This window comes from Streptomyces sp. NBRC 110028, from assembly GCF_001417735.1.
GTDB lineage: Bacteria > Actinomycetota > Actinomycetes > Streptomycetales > Streptomycetaceae > Streptomyces.
Genome location: NZ_BBUZ01000030.1, coordinates 92,487 through 111,299, shown reverse-complemented (window position 1 = coordinate 111,299; position 18,813 = coordinate 92,487). Strand labels below are relative to the sequence as shown.

11 protein-coding genes are annotated in these 18,813 nt (G+C 73.9%); 2 read left to right on the top strand and 9 right to left on the bottom strand.

Annotated features, from left to right (window positions below; genetic code table 11):
* Positions 1 to 100: 100 nt before the first annotated feature.
* The gene (locus ASC60_RS22350) at positions 101 to 1,342 is read right to left on the bottom strand and encodes an FAD-dependent oxidoreductase (protein ID WP_055553713.1); all 1,242 of its coding nucleotides are present in this window, start codon (positions 1,340 to 1,342) and stop codon (positions 101 to 103) included.
* A gap of 182 nt (positions 1,343 to 1,524) precedes the next feature.
* On the opposite strand from ASC60_RS22350, the gene ASC60_RS43055 reads away from it, so the two are divergent.
* Positions 1,525 to 2,259 (top strand): peptidoglycan-binding protein, encoded by a 735-nt coding sequence (locus ASC60_RS43055; protein WP_234357077.1) that lies wholly within the window; start codon positions 1,525 to 1,527, stop codon positions 2,257 to 2,259.
* A gap of 15 nt (positions 2,260 to 2,274) precedes the next feature.
* Here the strand turns inward: ASC60_RS43055 and ASC60_RS22340 are convergent, their stop codons facing one another.
* From ASC60_RS22340 to ASC60_RS22330, 3 genes are all read right to left on the bottom strand, one after another.
* Positions 2,275 to 3,573 (bottom strand): CAP domain-containing protein, encoded by a 1,299-nt coding sequence (locus ASC60_RS22340; RefSeq protein WP_055553711.1) that lies wholly within the window; start codon positions 3,571 to 3,573, stop codon positions 2,275 to 2,277.
* A 303-nt stretch (positions 3,574 to 3,876) separates the two neighbouring features.
* A complete protein-coding gene (locus tag ASC60_RS22335; RefSeq protein WP_234357076.1) occupies positions 3,877 to 5,358 on the bottom strand; it encodes an NAD-dependent succinate-semialdehyde dehydrogenase in 1,482 nt (493 codons plus the stop codon).
* Between the two features lie 80 nt (positions 5,359 to 5,438).
* Positions 5,439 to 6,701 carry an aspartate aminotransferase family protein gene (locus ASC60_RS22330; protein ID WP_055553709.1) on the bottom strand — a complete coding sequence of 421 codons (1,263 nt, stop codon included), beginning with the start codon at positions 6,699 to 6,701 and terminating at the stop codon, positions 5,439 to 5,441.
* 190 nt (positions 6,702 to 6,891) lie between these two features.
* Between ASC60_RS22330 and ASC60_RS22325 the strand changes: the two genes are divergently transcribed.
* The gene (locus ASC60_RS22325) at positions 6,892 to 8,511 is read left to right on the top strand and encodes a PucR family transcriptional regulator (RefSeq protein WP_055553976.1); all 1,620 of its coding nucleotides are present in this window, start codon (positions 6,892 to 6,894) and stop codon (positions 8,509 to 8,511) included.
* A 97-nt stretch (positions 8,512 to 8,608) separates the two neighbouring features.
* Here ASC60_RS22325 and ASC60_RS22320 read toward each other — a convergent pair whose 3' ends face one another.
* The 5 genes from ASC60_RS22320 to ASC60_RS22300 form a co-directional block, all read right to left on the bottom strand.
* Entirely contained in the window at positions 8,609 to 9,217 is a 609-nt protein-coding gene (locus tag ASC60_RS22320; protein ID WP_055553974.1) for a helix-turn-helix transcriptional regulator, read from the bottom strand.
* Between the two features lie 416 nt (positions 9,218 to 9,633).
* Positions 9,634 to 12,447: an AAA family ATPase gene (locus tag ASC60_RS22315; RefSeq protein WP_055553708.1), complete on the bottom strand. Its 2,814-nt coding sequence runs from the start codon at positions 12,445 to 12,447 to the stop codon at positions 9,634 to 9,636.
* Positions 12,437 to 15,193: a LuxR family transcriptional regulator gene (locus ASC60_RS22310; RefSeq protein ID WP_063787186.1), complete on the bottom strand. Its 2,757-nt coding sequence runs from the start codon at positions 15,191 to 15,193 to the stop codon at positions 12,437 to 12,439. Before ASC60_RS22310 ends, ASC60_RS22315 begins: the two co-directional genes overlap by 11 nt.
* Before the next feature lie 58 nt (positions 15,194 to 15,251).
* Positions 15,252 to 18,119, bottom strand: coding sequence for a LuxR family transcriptional regulator (locus ASC60_RS22305; protein ID WP_055553972.1), 2,868 nt, complete (start codon positions 18,117 to 18,119; stop codon positions 15,252 to 15,254).
* A 287-nt stretch (positions 18,120 to 18,406) separates the two neighbouring features.
* Positions 18,407 to 18,601 (bottom strand): DUF5999 family protein, encoded by a 195-nt coding sequence (locus ASC60_RS22300; RefSeq protein WP_009720665.1) that lies wholly within the window; start codon positions 18,599 to 18,601, stop codon positions 18,407 to 18,409.
* Positions 18,602 to 18,813: the final 212 nt, after the last annotated feature.

The window sequence follows — 18,813 nt, the reverse complement described above, 5'->3', positions numbered from 1 at the left end:
GGGCATCGTCCGAGACGGGCTCTCCTCCGAGCCGCGAGACCCGCGGGGCCGGGTGCGCGGAAACGAATCCGCGCACCCGGCCCGGCCGTCGTGCGCGCCCTCACTCCCCGCGCAGCAGCGAGGAGACCGGGGGCCGCTCGCGCTTCGCGCCGTACGCGAGGAAGTACGCCGGGGCCCGCTTGAGCCAGGGCGCACGGGTCAGCACCTCCGCCAGCCGCAGCGGCCTCCTGCCGTCGCCGAGCGGTGACCGCCCCGCGAGCAGTGGCGCGATGACCCGGGCGTGGGCGATCCGCTGGAGCGCCTGGGTGCCCGCGGCGGTGGGCCAGCGGCGGCGCTGGACGGCGCGGACGTCGTGCAGGCCCACGGTGCCCTCGCGCAGCGGTCCGGCCAGATGCCGGGCGGCGGCGACGGCGTCCTCGACGGCGAGGTTGATGCCGATGCCGAAGACGGGCGACATGGCGTGCGCCGCGTCGCCGATGCACAGCAGCCCGGGGCGGTGCCAGCGGCGCAGCCGGTCCAGCCGTACGTCCAGCAGCTTCACCTCGTCCCAGGAGCGCAGCTCCGGCTCGCGATCGCCCATCCACGGGGTGGCGGCCGCGAACGCGGCCTGGAACCGGTCCAGACCACCGGCGCGCCGGGTGGCGTCGGCTCCCTTGGGGATCAGCACGGCGCACTGCCAGTACTCACCGCGGTCGATCATGGCGGTCAGGAAGCGGTCGCCGGTGTTGCCCACCAGCCCCCTGGGATCGCCCTCGTGCCGCGGCAGCCGGAACCACCAGGCGTCCATCGGGCAGGAGAACTCCCGCAGTCCCAGCTCGGGCAGCCGGCGGGCCAGCGAGCCGCGGCCGTCGCAGGCCACGGTGAGGGTGGCCCGCAGCTCACCGGTGCCGCCGTCGGCGGTGCGGTAGCGCACCCCGGTGATCCGGCCGCGCTCCTGGAGGAAGGAGGTGGCCTCGGTGTTCATCCGCAGCCGGAACGACGGCTCCTTCCCGGCCTCGTCCGCCAGCAGGTTCAGCAGATCCCACTGCGGCACCATCGCGACGTAGTTGTACGGGCCCGGCAGCGCGCTCAGATCGCCGACGGTGAACAGCTCGCCGTCCGGGCCGATCGGCAGCTGGACGGAGTGCACATGACGCTGCGGCAGCGCGGCGAACCGCTCGGCCAGGCCCAGGTCCTCCAGCAGCGCCAGGGTGCTGGGATGCACGGTGTCGCCGCGGAAGTCGCGCAGGAAGTCCCCGTGTTTCTCCAGGACGGTGACGTCCACGCCCGCCCGGGCCAGCAGCAGGGCGAGGACCATCCCGGCGGGACCGCCGCCCACCACGCAACATGTGGTCCGCTCCATCGATGTGCTCCCTTCGGGGTTCCGGGGCCGTTCCGTATCGCTTCCCTCCGGACTCCCGGCACCGGGCGCGGCAGTCGGGTGAACGTCACGGCCCCGCGATCACCGGATGGCGATCGGCTTGAGTCTTCCCGGACTTCCGTCCGTATCCCCCGCTGAACGGCGTGGGGCACAAGGAGGTCTGTATGGCAGCCGAAACCGATCCCGACCGGACCGGCGGGCGTCACGTGATCGAGCCGACCGCGATCTTCCGTCCGGGGGCGGGGGGCGGTGAGGACGCGGACGGGCCGGTGGAGGAATGGATGGAGGACCTGGATCTGTTCCGGCCTCCGGGCGAAACGGGCGATGCGCTCCCCCCGGAGGCACACCGGCTCGCCGAGGACGAGACCCAGGAGATGGATGCCCGCGTCCCGGCGTCCGACTCCTGGGGCGCGGTCGGCCCGCCGACCGAGCCCGCCGCTCCCCCGCCCGCGACGGTACGGCGCCATCCCCGGACCGCCGTGCTGATCGTCGCGGGAGTCGGGCTGGGCGTCGCCCTCGCCCTCACCCTCGTACTGCTCCTCCCCGGCGGCGCGGTCATCAACGCCGCCGCACCGGGCGGCGGCCCCACGGCGTCCGACACCGGCCGCCCGCCGGCCGCGTCCGCCGCCCCCACCACCGCGGTCCCGGCACCGCCGGGCGACCAGGCCGGGGTGCTGAGCCAGGGCGACAGCGGTCCGCAGGTCTCCGAGCTCCAGACCCGTCTGCTGAAGATTCCCGACGTCTACCGGGACGGACAGGTCAACGGCCGGTACGACCGGACACTCACCGAGGCCGTGGCCCGATTCCAGCTGTGGTACGGGATCCGCGGCGACGAGGACGGGGTGTACGGCGACGCCACGCGGCGCGACCTGGAGTCCCGTACCGGCACCGTCACCTGACGGCTCCCCGGGCGGCTACCGGCTCGCGCCGAAGACCTGGGTCCAGTACGTGCCGGCGCGGCCGCCGGTGGCGTAGCCGACGCCTATGTGCGTGAAGCCGGGCTTGAGGATGTTGGCGCGGTGGCCGGGGCTGTCCATCCAGCCACGGACCACCTCCGCCGGGCCGCGCTGCCCGCACGCGATGTTCTCGCCGATGCCGGGGTGGGTGGCCCCGGCGGTGGCGGCCCGGTCCCAGGGCCGGCGGCCCTCGGGGCTGATGTGGTCGTAGAAGTCGCGGGCGACCATGTCGTCGCTGTGCGCCTGCGCGGCCACCGTCAGCCGCGGGTCGGGGGCCAGCGGCGCCAGCCGGGCGGCGGCGCGCTCGGCGTTGGTGAGCGCGATCACCTCCGACGCGAGGCGCCGCAGACCGTCCGCGGTGAAGGGCCGCGCCCATACCGCCGTCCAGAACACGTCTCCGGCGCCGGATGCCCGGCCGATGCCCACATGGGTGACCGCCGGGTCCCGGAACGGGCCGCGGCGCTCCTCACCGGACAGGCAGTAGTCCACGAACGCGCCCGGGGTGCGCGGCCCGGAGACCAGGTGCTCGGCGACCGTGAGCGGGGCGTAGCCACTGACCGCGATCCGGTGGAAGAGCGACGTCCCGTCAGGGCCCTGCGAACCGAGCGCGCCCTGGGCGGCCATGGCAGCCGCGTGGGCCTCGGCGGCCCGGGTGAGCCGCGGGTCGAGGGCCACGGGTGGTACGCCGTGCCGTGACCGGGCGGCGTTGACGAGCCCCAGGATCCCGTCACCGCCGGGCGGTGGGGGCTCCGGCGCCGCCGGGTCGTCCGTGGTGCCGTCGTCCGCGACGTCGACGCCGAAGTCGCGCGCCACCCCGGCCAGCCCGTCCGCGTACCCCTGGCCGATCGCCCGCACCTTCCACCGGGTGCCGCGCCGGTAGATCTCGGCGAGCAGCACCACCGTCTCGGCCCCGGGTCTCGGCGGGGCGAACCGGGCCGGCGGGGCCCCGCCGCTTCCGGTGACGCTCATGACGGGCGGAGGCAGCCGGCCGAGCGGGGTGCCGGGGTCGGCGGGGCTGACGACGACGGTGACCCGGCTCGCGCCGGGGCGCAGCTGTCCGGGCCGCACGGTGATGGTGCCCGCGTCGACTCGGATACCGGGGGCGGTGGGCTGGTTGAAGAAGACGAAGTCGCCGTCGCCCGCCACCTTTCCGTCATCGCCGGTGATCAGCGCGGACAGGTCGAAGGGGCCCGGGACGCGGATGGTCAGCGTGCCGTCCGGCAGCGGTTGGTTGCCGCCGGGCACCAGCTCGGCCATGGGTCCCCTCCTTGCGCACCGCGGATCCACCAGGCCAACGGCCCGCCCGCGGTGGCGGTTCCCGGCTGGGGCTTTCTCCCCTACCCGCCCCCTCCCCGCAACCGGGGCTCCGCCCCGGCCCCGGTCCTCAAGCGCCGGACGGGCCGCAAGGCGTGCGCCCGGCCCAGAACACCGGCGCGGAGAGGCGCCCCACGCGCAGGAACCGGAACCGGAGGGGGCCCGGCGGCCACGGGCCGGCTGAGACCGCAGGAGCCCCGCCCCCCGGGCCCGGCGGGTGCCGGGTGGGGAAGGGGCCCTGCCCCATCACGCCGGGGTGGCGATGTACTTGTACTCCAGGAACTCGTCGATCCCGACGCGGCCGCCCTCGCGGCCGAGGCCGGACTGTTTGACGCCGCCGAACGGGGCGGCCGGGTTGGAGACCAGGCCGGTGTTGAGGCCGACCATGCCGACTTCCAGCCGCTCGCTCACCCGCAGCGAACGGTTGAGGTCCTGGGTGAAGACGTAGCCCACCAGGCCCCATTCGGTGCTGTTGGCGGTGGCGACGACTTCGTCCTCGTCCTCGAAGGTGAGGATGGCGGCGACCGGGCCGAAGATCTCGGTCTCCATGAGACGGCTGGCGGGGGACACGCCGGTGAGCACGGTCGGGGGGTAGAAGCAGCCGGGGCCTTCGGGAGTGCTGCCACCGACCAGAACCTCGGCTCCGCGCGCGACGGCGTCGGCGACCAGTTCCTCGACCTTGGTGCGGCCCGCCCGGTCGATCAGCGGGCCCACCTCGACGCCGGGGCGGCTGCCGGGGCCGACGTCGAGGGCGCCCATGCGGCGGGCGAGGCGGTCGGCGAACTCGGCGGCGACGGAGGAGTGGACGAAGAAGCGGTTGGCGGCGGTGCACGCCTCGCCCATGTTGCGCATCTTGGCGGTCATGGCGCCCTCGACCGCGACGTCGAGGTCGGCGTCGTCGAAGACGATGAAGGGGGCGTTGCCGCCGAGTTCCATGGAGGTGCGGACCACGGCGGGCGCGCACTGGCCGAGCAGGACGCGGCCGACCTGGGTGGAGCCGGTGAAGGACAGCTTGCGGATGTGGCCGCCGGTCAGCAGCGGTTCGACGACCTCGCCGGCCCGGGAGGTGGTGACGACGTTGAGCACCCCGGCGGGCAGCCCGGCCTCCTCCAGGATGCCCGCGAGGGCGAGCGAGGACAGCGGCGTCTGCGGGGCGGGCTTGAGCACCATGGTGCAGCCGGCGGCGATCGCCGGGCCGATCTTGCGGGTGCCCATGGCCAGCGGGAAGTTCCACGGGGTGACGAGGAGACAGGGGCCGACGGGGCGGCGCATGAGCAGCATGCGGTTCTTGCCGTCGGGCATGGTGGCGTATCCGCCGTCGATGCGGACGGCCTCCTCGGAGAACCAGCGGAAGAACTCGGCGGCGTACGCGGCCTCACCGCGCGCCTCGGCCAGCGGCTTTCCCATCTCGGCCGTCATCAGGGCGGCGAGCGCGTCGGCGCGCTCCATGATGAGTTCGTAGGCGCGGCGCAGGATCTCGCTGCGGGCGCGGGGCGCGGTGGCGGCCCATTTCTCCTGGGCGTCCAGGGCGGCGTCGAGCGCGCGCTGTCCGTCGGCGGGGCTCGCGTCGGCGACTTCGCACAGCACCTCGCCGGTGGCCGGGTCGTCGACCGGCATGGTCCGGCCGCCGGCCGCGTCGGACCAGGACCCGGCGATGTACAGCTTCTTGGACACCGTCGCGAGGACATCGTCCGCTGCGGGGAACGAAGCGGTGGGCAGGGCAGACATAGCGGCAATCTCCTTCTGTGGCCGCCGCCCGCGTGGACGGCGGGCGGCGGCCGGGGTTCCCGGGGGTGACAGGGCGAACGTCAGGAGGTACCGGCGGTCCCGGCGCTCACGGCGGCGGACCAGGCGCGCAGCCCCTCGTCGATCGCCGCTTCGTCGACGACCAGCGCGGGGATCATCCGGACCACATGGTTCCAGGCTCCGCACAGGAGCAGCAGCAGTCCCTCGTCGACGGCGGCGCGCTGCACGCGGGACGCGGTCGCCGGGTCGGGTTCGCCGTCCTCGGTGACGAACTCGCTGGCCAGCATGAGGCCGAGGCCGCGGACGTCGCCGATGGCGGGGGTCTTCGCGGCGATGTCCTCCAGACCGGCGCGCAGCCGAGCGCCCATGGCGTCGGCGTTGGCGACGAGGTTCTCGTCCCGTACGACATCGAGGGTGGCCGCGGCCGCGGCGCAGGCCACCGCGTTGGCGCCGTAGGTGCCGCCCTGCGAGCCGGGCCAGGCCTTGGCCATCAGTTCCTCGGAGGCGGCGATGCCGGACAGCGGGAAGCCACTGGCCAGGCCCTTGGCGGTGACCAGGATGTCGGGGCGGATGCCGAAGTGGTCATGGCCCCAGAAGCGGCCGGTGCGGCCGACGCCGGTCTGTACCTCGTCCAGGATGAGCAGGAAGCCATGGCGGTCGGCCCGCTCCCGCAGCCCCTGCAGGAAGCCCTCGGTGGCGGGCACGTAGCCGCCCTCGCCCAGCACCGGCTCGACGATGATCGCCGCGGTGTCGTCGGGCGAGGAGATGGTCTGCAGGACGTAGTCCAGCTCCTTCAGCGCGAACCGGGTCGCGGTCTCCTCGTCCCAGCCGTACCGGTAGGCGGTGGGGAACGGGGTCACCACGACGCCGCTCATCAGGGGCGAGAAGCCGGAGCGGAAGCGGGTCCCGGAGGTGGTCATGGACGCGGCGGCGACGGTGCGGCCGTGGAAGCCGCCGTGGCAGACCAGGACGTTCGGCCGCCCGGTGGCCTGGCGGGCCAGGCGCAGCGCGGACTCCACGGCCTCGCTGCCGGAGTTGGTGAAGAACAGACTGTCCAGACCCTCGGGCAGCACTTCGCCGAGCTTGGCGGTCAGCCGCTGCAGCGGCTGGTGCATGACGGTCGTGTACTGACCGTGGATGAGGGTGCCGACCTGCTCCTGGGCGGCGGCGACGACCCGCGGGTGGCAGTGTCCGGTGCTGGTGACGCCGATGCCCGCGGTGAAGTCCAGATAGCGGCGTCCGTCCTCGCCATGGAGGTAGGCGCCCTCCCCGCGGACGGCGACCACCGGAGTGGCTTGGCGGAGCTGCGGCGACAGATTGGTCATGATCTCTCCCAACACCCACGGAACGGCGGTGACCGGACTGCTTCGGGACTTCTTCGGGACTGCTTCGAGCGTGCGGGAGCGGACCGGCCGAAGACAATGATCATTGTGTCGCGGGCCGGTGATCGGGATGGACGTTCTGTCAACCGGGACCGGGTGGACACTTTGTCAAGGCGATGCCAGAGTGACCGGCATGAACGGCTCCGCTCCGCTCACCCTCGACGACGCGCTGCGGCTGCCGGTGCTGGCCGCCGGGCGGCCGGAGGTGGTATCCGGCCATGATCAGCTGTCCCGTCCGGTCCGCTGGGTGCACATCACCGAACTGCTCGACCCGGCCTCCTTCCTCAAGGGCGGGGAACTGGTCCTCACCACCGGAATGCCCCTGCCGGAGGACCCGGCGCTGGTGCGCCGGTATGTGGAGGAGCTGGCCGACATCGGCGCCGCGGGCCTGGTCATCGAGCTGGTCCGGCGGTATCACGAGCCGCCGTCGGAGCTGGTGAGCGCCTGCCGGGCCCGGGATTTCCCGCTGGTCCTGCTGTCGCGGAACGTGAACTTCGTGGAGGTCACCCAGATCGTCCACTCGATGATCATCGGCAATCAGATCGAGACCCTGCGCCGGGCCCAGGACGTCCATGACACCTTCACCGCGCTGACCCTGCGCGGCGCCGAGCCGGACGAGGTGGTGGGCATGGCCGCCGAGCTGAGCGGCCATCCGGTGGTGCTGGAGAACCTGGTCCACCGGGCCGTGATCTGCGGGCCGCCGGGCCAGGGCGTCGAGGGGGTGCTGGCCGAATGGGAGCGGCGGTCCCGCGCCACGCCCTCCCCCGACCGCACCGAACTGCGCGGTCCGGAGAACTGGCTGGTGACGGCCGTGGAGTACCGGGGCGAGCGCTGGGGGCGGCTGGTCATGCTGCCGGATGCCGCGGGCGTCCCGGCGGTGGGTCCCGAGCACGCGATGGTCCTGGAGCGTACGGCCACGGCCCTGACCATCGCCCGGCTGACCCAGCACACCCGGTGGGAGCGGCGCGCGCAGCGCACACTGCTGCTGGACCTGGTCGAGCAGCGCTGCCGCTCGGCCGGGGAGGCGCGGACGCGGGCCGAGGCGCTGGGCATGCGGGTCATGGGGCGGCGGCTGATCGTCGTGCTCGTCACCCTGGACCGGGGGCCCGGCGGCGAGGAGTCCGGGGAGCTGGAGGAGCGGCTGACCGAGGAGATGGCCGCGGCCGGCGCCGCGGTGCTGATCGGCGTGGTGCCCGGCGATCACCTGGGCGTCCTGCTGGCGTTCCACCCGGCCACTCCCTGGCGGCCGTTGGTGGAGCGGCTGAGCCGTACCGTACGGGAGTCCGATCCGGACGCGGTCGTGAGCGTGGGCTCCGAGGTGTCGGATCTGTCGCAGACCGCGCGCTCCTTCCAGCAGGCGGCGCGGGTCGCGGACGCCGCCGTTCCGGGAACGCCGGACAAGCCGTTCCATGAACTGAGCGATATCGGCTTGCGGCAGTTGCTGTACGCGCTGCGCGGCGATGTGCGGGTGCAGGAGTACGTGGAACGGCAGCTCGGCCGGCTGGTGCAGCACGACGAGCGGCATGGCACCGATCTGGTGACGACCCTGCACGCCTATCTGGACGCGGCGGGCAACAAGACGGTGGCCGCCAAGCGCGCGAACCTGTCACGGCAGGCGTTCTATCAGCGGCTGCACGCGATCGAGCGGGTGCTCGGCTGCGATCTGGAGTCGGGTGAGCAGCGCACCCAGTTGCATGTGGCGCTCACCGCGTTCAGCGTGCTGCGCCTCGCCCGCGGCTCGGGCCCCTCGTGACGCGGTGACGCGCGGCCCTCCTCGGCCCTGTGCGAACCGAGCGCCGCCGCATCTACCGCGTCACCGCCCAGCGGATCACTTCACAAAATCGCGCGGATCACTTCACAAAATCGTCGACGACCTTCGGCGGCCAGGAACCCACCCTGAGAACGCCCACGGAATAGGCGCGGGAGACCAGGGCCGCCCGGTTGGGAACCCGCAGCTTACGGAGCAGACGCGTCACATGGTATTCGACGCCCTGTCGGCTGAGATAAAGCCGGGAGGCCAGCGGAACGGTGGAGAGCCCGGCCGCGATTCCTTCCAGAATGCGCGCCTCGATTTCGCTGAGGATCTTCTTGCGGCTGGTCACCATGTCCAGGTCCTGGCCGCCCGCCACGGGCCGCAGCACCAGCAGCAGCGAGGCGACGTGCGAGGTGCCCTCGCGTACGGCGACGGCGCTGAGCGCGCAGGTGAAGGCGGTGCCCTGGGATCCGACGACGATCACATGGCCGGCGAACCGGTGGCAGGTGCCGTCGGCCAGCCGGGAGAGCTGCCGGTGCAGCGCCTGCCTCGCGCTGGGGTGTGCCAGGTCGCAGAAGTCACGGCCGCAGACGCTCGAGGAGGAGTCGTCGCCGAACTGCCGGAAGAACTCCCGATTCGCCTGCTGGACCGTCAGGGACGGGTCGAGGCAGACGACGCAGGCCCCGGGCTGGTCGAACTGGCACAGAAGATCCGCCTGCTCGATCTGAGCACATTCAAGATCATGGGGGGTTGGCCGAGCTGAATCTGCGAGTGCGGAAACTGCCAAGGGACTGCCATCCCTTCCTGTTTATCAATGACCGGGCGCGAAGGACCGGATGCGAATACCCGGGCAGGAAAACCGCGGCTATTCAATTCGAACACTCCTTACAGAATGGAGACTAGGGAGATCCTCATGCATGAGTCAACGTCAACAGGGGGCGCGTCACCCAATCCTGTGGTACCGCACCCCGGAGGTTCGGTCCGCACCCCGGGGTTTCGGTGGTCGGTTCGGTGGGTTCGGTGAGCCGGGAAACTTGCCCGGATCGAACGGTCCCCCGGCCGGCGCGCGGGCATGCGGGAAGCCCGGCCGAGGCCGGTTGGACACTCGTTGAATTAGCGCCGTTAACGCAGGATTTCCGAATCCAGGCGGGGCAGGATCTCCATCAGCTGGCGACGGCCGGAGATGTCCAGCTTGCGGTAGGCGTGGGTGAGGTGCTTCTCGACCGCGCGGGAGGTGACGCCGAGCCGGTCGGCGATCTCCTGGTTGGTGAGCCCGCCGCCGGCCAGGGAGACCACGGTGCGTTCGGTACGGGTCAGCGCGGCCTCCGGCCGTGGGGCGGGCGTACCGCGCCCCTGCTCGGCGCGTTCGACCAGCCAGGGCGCGCCGCAGGCCGCGGCGAGGGCTTTGGCCTCCCTCAGCAGGGCCGCCGCCTCGGCGCCGCCGTCCATCCGCCGGGCCAGCAGTACGAGCGAGCGCGCGAGTTCGAGTTCATTGGCCGACGCGCGCAGCACGTCGGCCGATTCGCGCAGCAGGTTCGTTCCCCGGGCGCCGTCGTGCAGCCGGCCCTTGAGCCGCAGGGCGCGGCCCAGCGCGACGGGCGCGCCCCAGGCCTCGGCCCGGGCGTGCTCCTCCTCGGCGAGCGCCAGCGCCGCGCGGGAGTCCCCGATGCGGTGCTGGAGGGCGGCTGCCCAGGGCCGCCACCGGAAGAGGACGGGGTTGCGCCAGCCCGCCGCCTCCAGCTGCCGGCCGCAGGCCAGCAGGGTGTCCAGCGCGCTGGCCCAGCGGCCGTGCCGCTCGTCCTGGGACGCCTTGAGGAGCTGGAGTGAGGCGGTGAGCGCGAGGTTGGCGGACCGGCGCCGCCCGGCATCGTCGAGCAGCCCTTCGACCAGTTCGGGGTCGTCGAGCTCCAGGGCGACGCCGGTGAGGGCGACGGTGGCGAGCATCCCGGCCTCCGGCCAGTGCGCGCCGGCCAGCCGCATCGCGCGCTCGGCGGGCTCCCGGGCCCGGGCCGCCCGGCCCCGCGCGACCAGCATCAGCGCCTGCTCGGCGTGGACGAGCGCGTCGACGGTCGTGACGTCCTGCCCTGGGGAGTGCTGTTCGGGCGCGGGCCAGGAGTTGATGCCCCGTACCGAGTCGGCGGCGACCAGCGCGACCGCCACCAGCGGCAGCGGTGAGTGGGACCGGTCCGCGGTGGCCGGTTCCCGCTCCAGGACACTGCCCGCGAGCCGGGCGACCTCGGCCGCCGACCGCCGGGTCGTGAGCATCGCGGCGTCGAGCAGTACGGCGGCCAGCTCGCGTTCGGCGGTCGAGCCGAGCGGGGGCGCGTCGCCCAGCGCCGACAGCCGCTCCACCGACGCGGCCAGCCCTGCCGGGTCCTCGTACTCGGCGTACCGCAGCCGCGCCTCCAGCCGCAGCGCCACGTCGCGCGCCGAGCCCTCCAGGGCGGACGCGGGGCCCAGATCCTCGGCGACCTGGTGGAACAGGTCGACGACCGCGGGCGGCGGCACGCCGACGACGGTCGGGGAGATCCGCAGGGCCGCGGCGGCCCGGTGCCGTGGTGTGGGGAGCAGGGGTATCGCCTGGGAGATGTGGCGTTCGCACGCGGCCGGGTCGAATCCGCGCTCCGCGGTGGCCAGGTCGATCAGCAGCCGCCCGCGGCTCTCACCGGACAGCGTGGCGTCCAGCAGCGCGCGCCGCAGATACCGGGTGGCGGCGTCCGGCGCGCCCCGGCGCAGCGCGGTGTCGGCGGCGGTCCGCAGCACCTCGACCGCCCAGGGGTGCTGTGAGGCGGTGACGGCCATCAGCTGGGCGGCGACCGATTCGGCAGGGGAGCCGTTGCGGTAGAGGAGGGCCGCGGCGGTGTCGTGCAGGCGCTCGCGCTCGGCGACGGTCATCGAGGACTCGACGGCGTCCTGCACCACGCGGTGCCGGAAGCGCGGCTCCCGCTCTGCCGTCAGCAGGCCGAGTTGGCCGAGGGTGCGCAGCGCGGCCCCGAAGCCGATCGGGTCCAGGCCCGCCAGCAGGGATATGAGTTCGGGTTCGCCGCCCTGGTCGCCGAGGGTGGCGATCGCGGCGGCCAGGTCCCGTACCGGCGGCGGCTGGGTGCGCATGCAGCGGGCCAGCCGCTCGCGCAGCTGGGAGGGGCGCTGGCGGCGGGCCGCCTCGGCGTGTCCGGCGGTGGGGCGGTGGCTCTCGACCGCGAGGGCCGCCAGGACCGACCTCAGGAAGAGGGGGTTGCCCGCGGAGATCTCGTGGCAGGCGCGGGCGAACTCCTCGTCGCCCGGCTCGCCGAACTGGCCGAGGACCATCTCCCCCACGGCCCCGGGGGACAGCGGCGCGGGGCGCAGCACCCGCTGTGCGGAGTCCGTGATCTCGCGCAGCGTCACCTGCCGGCCCCCCGGGTCGCCGTCGCGCAGGGCACAGACGAGTACGGCGCGCAGCCCGTGCAGCCGTTTGACGAGGTAGGCGAGCCAGCGCAGCGAGGGGGCGTCGGCCCACTGGAGGTCGTCCACCAGGATCAGCAGCGGTTTGTCGGCGCCGACGTCGGCCAGCAGGGAGCGCAGTCCGTTCAGCACCGGCTCGGACAGGGCGACGAAGCCGTGCTCGTCCAGCGGCAGGGCGTCGTCGGTGAGGAGCATGCGGGCGGATGCGCCGTGTTCCCGCAGCCGGCGTTCGCACGTCTCGGACGGGTCGCCGGTCAGCAGGCTGTCGAAGAGCTGGCGGACCACGCCCAGGGCGAAGTCCTGCTCCATCGGGGCGGCGTTGGCGCGCAGGACACGGACGTCCTCCCCCGCCAGCAGGGACAGCCGCTGCAGCAGCGCGGTCCGGCCGATGCCGAGCGGTCCGGTGAGCAGAAGCAGCGACGAGGTGCCCGCGGCGGCGGCGCTCAGGGCCTCCCGCACCTGTGCCACCTCGGCGTCCCGCTCAAGCAACATCGGTGCCGTATCCCTCCGTCGCCCGGACCAGCGCGTGGAGTTCCGCGCGCCCCGCGATCCGCAGCTTCCGGTACGCGCCGCTGAGCCGCAGCTCGACCGTGCGCCGGGTCACCGACAGCATCTCGGCGATCTCCCGGTTGCCGTGGCCGAGTCCGGCGAGGGTGGCGGTGCGCCGCTCGGGTTCGGTCAGCGTCGCCCAGGCGGGGTGCGGGCCGAGCCCGGACGCCGCGGGCTGTCCCAGCCGTTCGGCGAGGGCGCGCACCCGCGCGGTGAGCCTGCTGGAGGGGCGGTGGGTGGTGGTGAATGTGAACAGCTCGGCCACCAGGGGGGCGGCGGCCTGCGGGTTCCCCGCGTCCAGTTCGGTGGTGGCCAGGTCGATCAGCGCATTGGCGTAGGCGAGCCGGGCCGGGGTGGGGCGCAGGGTCTGCACGGCCTCGCGGAGCCGGCGGTCCCGGGTCTCGTGGGCCACCCGCCCGGCACCCAGCTGAGCCAGGCCCAGGGTGCTGGACGCTCCCCACCGCCGGGCCAGTGTGATCTCCTCCTGGCTCAGCCGCTGCGCCTCCTCGTGGTCCCCGAGCGCGTGGCACGCGGCGGCGGCCATGGAACGCCACGGGATCAGGGCGGGGTTCGCCCGGCCGCGGCGCAGCAGCCGTCTGCCACAGCCGAGGAACAGCTCCACGGCCTCGGCGTGCCGACCGTCCCGGAAGGCCACCGTCGCCCTGGCGAAGAGCAGATGGGCGAAGGACGCGCCGTCCGGGGCCTCGGCCGGGGCGGGCGCGGCGGCCAGCTCCCTGGCCTGGTCGGCGTGGCCGCCGTCCAGGGCGACGGTGATCCGCAGCGCGGTCAGATAGGGGGCGTGGTACGGATGCCAGTGGGCGTGGGGCAACGCCCGCCCGGCGGCGGCGGTGTCCCGTTCGGCGGCGTCGAGCCGGCCGCGCCGCAGGTTCAGTTCACCCCGGATGGCCAGCACCAGCCCGGCGGCGGCCCGGGCGTGGCGCCGCCGCAGGTCGAGGTGGAGGGCGTCCAGCCGGGCCTCGGCCTCGTCCAGGTCGTCGGTCAGGAGCAGGATCCGGCCGGCCGTGAGCCGGGGCAGGATCAGCGCGTCGGTGCCGGGCTCGTCGGTGAAGGCGCGCCGGGCCAGCTCCCTGGCGGTGGGCAGGTCCTCGCCCAGGAAGGCGAGTTGACGGGCGCGGGCGGCGGCCTGCGCCGGGTCGGTGGGGCGGGCGGGCAGCGCGGGGATCTCGGGCAGCAGCAGGTCGGCGTCGTCGTCGCGGCACGGTTCGGTGAGCCGGAACAGCCCGGCCAGGGCCTCCCGCTCGCCGTCGCGGGCCGTGGGCAGCGCGCTCGCCACGGCCGACCGCAGGGTCTCCACACCGCCGCGGGTGAGGCCGAGGTCGGCGGCGCGCACCCGGTCCCGGGCGGACGCGCCGGTGCCGGAGCGGATGATCTCGGTCAGCCGCCGGTCGCTCGCCTCGGGCGCGCCGAGCACCTCGATGGCGGCCAGTTCCAGGCCGAGTTGGGCGCGCCCGTCCAGGTCCAGCGGCTCCTGAAGGGCGCGGGACAGGCAGGCGATGGCGTGGCCGGGGCGGGCGGCCCGCAGGGCGGCGGTGGCGGTGCGGCGCAGCACGGGGACGACCCAGGGTTCGCCGAGCGGGCGGGCGGCGAGCAGCAGCCGGGCGACGTCCTCGTCCGGTACGGCCGCCCGGTGGGCGAGTTCGGCGGCCCGGGCGTGGAGTTCGGCCCGTTCGTCGCCGGACATGTCCTCCAGGATCCAGTTCCGTACCTCCGGGCAGCACAGCCGCAGCCCGGTACCGGAGGTGGTGGCGAGACCGCTGGCCTCCAGCGCCGCGCCCAGGCCGGGTTCGCTCGCCGCGTGAGGTCCGGCGAGTGCGTACAGCAGGGGCAGCTGGAGAAGTTCGCCGCAGACGGCCAGGGCGCGCACGACGGCGACGGCGGTGTCGGACAGTCCGCTGAGGGCGCGGACGACGTACTCACCGCGGATGGCCTCGATGAGCGCGCGCAGCTCCGGGATCCGTCCGGCGACCGGTTCGAGTCCGCTGGCGGTGAACTGGCCCAGCGCCTCGTGGAGCACCATGGGGTTGCCGGCGCCGATCTCGCAGGCCGCCCCGGTGAACGCTTCCTCGCCGGGCCGTCCGCAGACCGCGGCGATCAGGGTGGCGACCTCCCGCACGGTGAACGCGGACAGCGCGAGCTGCCGGGTGGGGACCGGGCCGGGGAGGGCGGAGGCGCCGCACCATCCGTGGTGGCTGACACCGCTGCCGCTCGACAGCAGCGCGAGCGGTTTCCCCGGCAGCCGCCGCACCAGGGCGTCGAACCAGCGCCGTGAAGCCGGGTCCAGCCATTCCACCCCTTCGACGACGAGCAGCGTCGGCCGGTGGTGGGCACTGCGCAGCAGTTCGGCCAGGCCGGGCAGTCCGCTGTCCCGGCCCGGTTCGGCCAGGGCCGCGAGGGTGCGGTCGCTGATCCCGTCCAGTGTCGTCAGGAGCTGTTCCACCACGCCGTACCGCAGTTCGCTCTCGCCGGGAGTGGCCCGGGCGGTCAGGGTGCGCAGCCCGCGTTCCTCGGCGAGCCGGGCCGTCCAGCGCAGCAGCGGGCCCCGGCCGGAGCCGGGACCGCCGGACACGGTGACGACGGCCGGGCGCCCCGCCGCCAGCTCGGTGATGAACGACGTCAGCACCGCCTGCTCTCGTTCCCGCCCGGGGAACGGAAGCCCGTTGAGCTGCATGGAACGACTATATGTCGAGCACTTATTCGGAGTGCGGAGAAGCGCCGGGACGTCGCCTTCAAAGACGGCCACGCGCCGCGGACACCCACGCCGGAGCCTGTGGGTGCGGGACGCTCGGCGTGCGCAGCACCGAGGCCAGTTCGGCCCGCTGAGTCAGCCCCAGCTTCCGGTAGACGCTGGTGAGATGCGTCTCGACGGTGCGTACCGTGACGAAGAGCGACTGGGCGATGTCCCGGTTGCCCGCCCCGGCCGCGGCGAGGGTGGCCACCTTGCGCTCGGTGCCGGTGAGCAGGTCCACCGGGGAGGCGGTGATCTCGCGCATCCGGCCGCCCGCGGCGACCAGCCGCCGCCGGGCGCTCTTGGCGAGCGCCAGCGCGCCGCAGCTCTGGGCGAGGTCGGCCGAGGTCCGCAGGTGTTCGCGGGCGCCGCGGGAGTCCCCGGCGTCCAGCAGGGATGTGCCGAGCATGAATTCGGCCCGGGCGTGCTCGGCGCGGGCGGGTGAGGCTGCCAACCGCGCGACGGCTTCGGTGAGCAGGCCGATGCCGGTCTCCCCGCGGGTGGTCACGCCGCGGGCGAGCGCGGCGAGTCCGAGGGCGCGCGGGGTGCCCCAGCGGCGGGCGAGTTCGGTTCCGTGGTCGACGATGTCCCGGGCCTCGTCGGCCCGTTTCTCGGCGGCGTAGACCAAGGCCGCCTCGGCCCACCAGGGGATGAAGCACGGATTGGCGAACCCGGTCTCCTCCAGGGACGAGCCGCAGTCGAGCAGCAGCCGCAGCGCGGTGCGGCCGTCGCCGAGCGCCCAGCGGGCCCGGGCGCGGGCCATCAGGTACCAGTGGTACTCCATGACGAACCCGTCCAGGTTCGGCCGGGTGACCTGGCCCAGCAACTCTTCGGCGCGTTCGGGCTCGCCGCGGTCGATCAGAACGGTGGCCAGGGCGATCTGGGGCATCGTCATATGGCTGCCCCAGCGCTCGTGGCCGACGATCTCCACGGCGGTCTGGGCGTCGGCCAGCGCGTCCGGGATCGCGCCGAGGTCACGCAGCACCAGGGCCCGGGTGGAGAGGCTGAGGACGTAACTCCACACCGCGGCGTTCTCCTGGCCGTACCGCAGGGAGCGGTCCAGCGCCTCCATCGCGTCCCCGACCTCGTCGGCGAGGCTCAGGGTGAACGCGGAGAAGAGCAGCGACCAGTTGCCGAGGGCGACCCCCGAGGGGTGGAGGGCGCGGCGGGCCTGCCGCACCGTACGCTCCGCCGAGGTGCCCTCCATCGCGCTGAGCACGGTCATCATGGCCAGCAGCTGCCGCTGTGCCGGGGTGTCCCCGGCCGGTTCGGCCAGCCGCGCGAACCGCTCCCGGACCGTGGTGATGGTCGCCTTCTCGTCGCAGCCGCTGATCAGCAGCGCGGACCGGACGAGGGTGAGCAGTTCACGGTCGCGGGGTTCGGGGCCGGGCCCCAGCTCGGCCTCCAGCGCGTCCAGCACGCCGCCGAGCGTCCGTACGGCGGCCGGTGACTGCTGCACCGTCAGGCAGGTCATGCCGAGCTGGACGGCGATCGGCGCCTTGGCCCGTACGTCGGTGGTGAGATCGAGGGCGTCCTTCAGGAGCCCGATCGCCTCCGCCGGTTGGGTCTCGGCGAGCGCCCCGGCCAGCTGGACGTGGGCGGACACGCTGTCGGGCTCGGCCTCCAGGACCCGGCGCAGATAGCGGGCGGCGGCCTCGGGCGCGCCGCGGGTCCCGGCCTGGACGGCCGCCTCGCGCAGCACCCCGCGCATCCACGGCTCGGTGGTGCCGGGCACCAGCAGCACCTGGCCCGCGACCTCTTCGGCGGGGCGGCCGATGTCGCTGAGCAGTTGGGCGGCCCGTGCGCGCAGGCCGGCCAGCGCGTCGGCCCCGGCGGCATCGAGCACGGCCGAGCGCACCACGTCGTGTGCCAGGTCGGGGCGGTCCGGCGCCACCACCTCGGCGCCGCGCAGCAGCGTCACGGCCTCCTCGACGCGGGCGGCGGGCACCCCGGCGAGGGCGCCGATGTGCTCCGGCTCCTCCTCGCCGAGCACCGCGATCGCGGTGGCCACGTCCCGCACCCAGCCCGGCCGGCGCGCGAACAGGTCGTGCACCGACTGGGCGACCACGTACTGGCCGACCTCGGCGATCTCACGGATCCCCGTGTCGTCCGGCCGCGCCCCCTTGGCCCGCAGCTGGTGCAGCAGCCGGGTGACGGTGAGGGGGTTGCCGCCGCAGACGGCGGCGGCGCGCTCGGCGAAGGACGGTGCGACGGGGGCGGGGAAGGTCCGCCGGGCCATCTCGGCCACGTCGGCGTCGGTCAGCGGGCCGAGCCGGATCGCCGAGGAGCGGGGCTGGGCGACGATGTCGTCCAGCACGGCGGGCGCGACGGGCTCCGCCTCGGTGCGCTGGGCGAGCACCACGAGAAGTGGCAGGTGGTCGGCGCGCCGCAGCAGGAAGTCGATCCAGCGCAGCGAGCGTTCGTCGCACCAGTGCGCGTCGTCGAGGACGAGGACGAGCGGGCCCTGGGTCATGAGGTTCACCGCGAGCCAGTAGAGCCCGTGGAGCACCGGGTAGGAGGTCGCCGGCGAGGCCGGTTCCTCCTCACCGGGGCTGGGGGCGAGCGCGGGCAGGGCGCGGCGGGCGCTGCCCTGGAGCAGCGGGGAGTCGTGCACGTCGTCGGCGGTCAGCCCGAGCGGGCCGAAGAGGGCCCGTACGCCGCCGTAGCCGGAGCCGGCCACGACCTGGCCGCAGGTGCCGTGCAGGACGGTCATCTTCCGGCAGGTGTCGCTGTCGAGGAAGGCGCGCAGCAGGCTGGTCTTGCCGATTCCGGCGGGCCCGGAGAGCACCACCAGACTGGAACGCCCGGCGCATGCGGCCTCTGCGTGGCTGGCCAGCACGGTCAGCTCATCGGTGCGGCCGACCAGCATGCTGGGTAAACCGGAATCGTTGGCCCGGTCCAGCACAGTGGTCCCCCTCGCACCCCCCGATGGTATGGAATTCCGCATAAATAAGCTGCTCGAATCGATCATTAGGCTACACGAACAGCATCCTGGCGATCAATGTCGATCGCGAAGGTATGCGGAGGCGACAGACACGGAGGCCCGGGAAGCGGAAGGTGTGGTGAGGGCGTTCACCTTTGCCGTCCCGGGCCGTTTCGTATCACCGTGTGGGTACGAGGCGTGGAGTCGGCTATGGCATCTCCCTTCGTCGGCCTTCATCCCGCCTGGTCGGGGCAGGCGCGGGGCGCCGGGATGACGCGCCCGTCGGGGAGCAGTTCCCCCGTGTCCGCGAAGATCACCACTCCATTGCAGAGCAGGCTCCACCCCTGCTCGGGGTGGGAGGCCACCAGACGCGCCGAATCGTGATCAGGTGCGTCGGCGGGAGGACAAGGGGGCTGGTGGAGGCACATGGCGAACCTTCGATCTTTCCGCCGAGGACCCGGCGGAACTCTTCACGAGGTCACCAGCATGGAACGGCGGGCCGCCCCGGGAGGAGGGGAGAACTCCCCGGATGGCTACCTGACCTGCCCCACCGGCATCGCGATCACCCTGGGCGACCGCCTCTCACCCTCGGTGGCGCCCGCGAGGGAGCTGCGAGGGCCGCCCCTCGGGCATAGCCTGG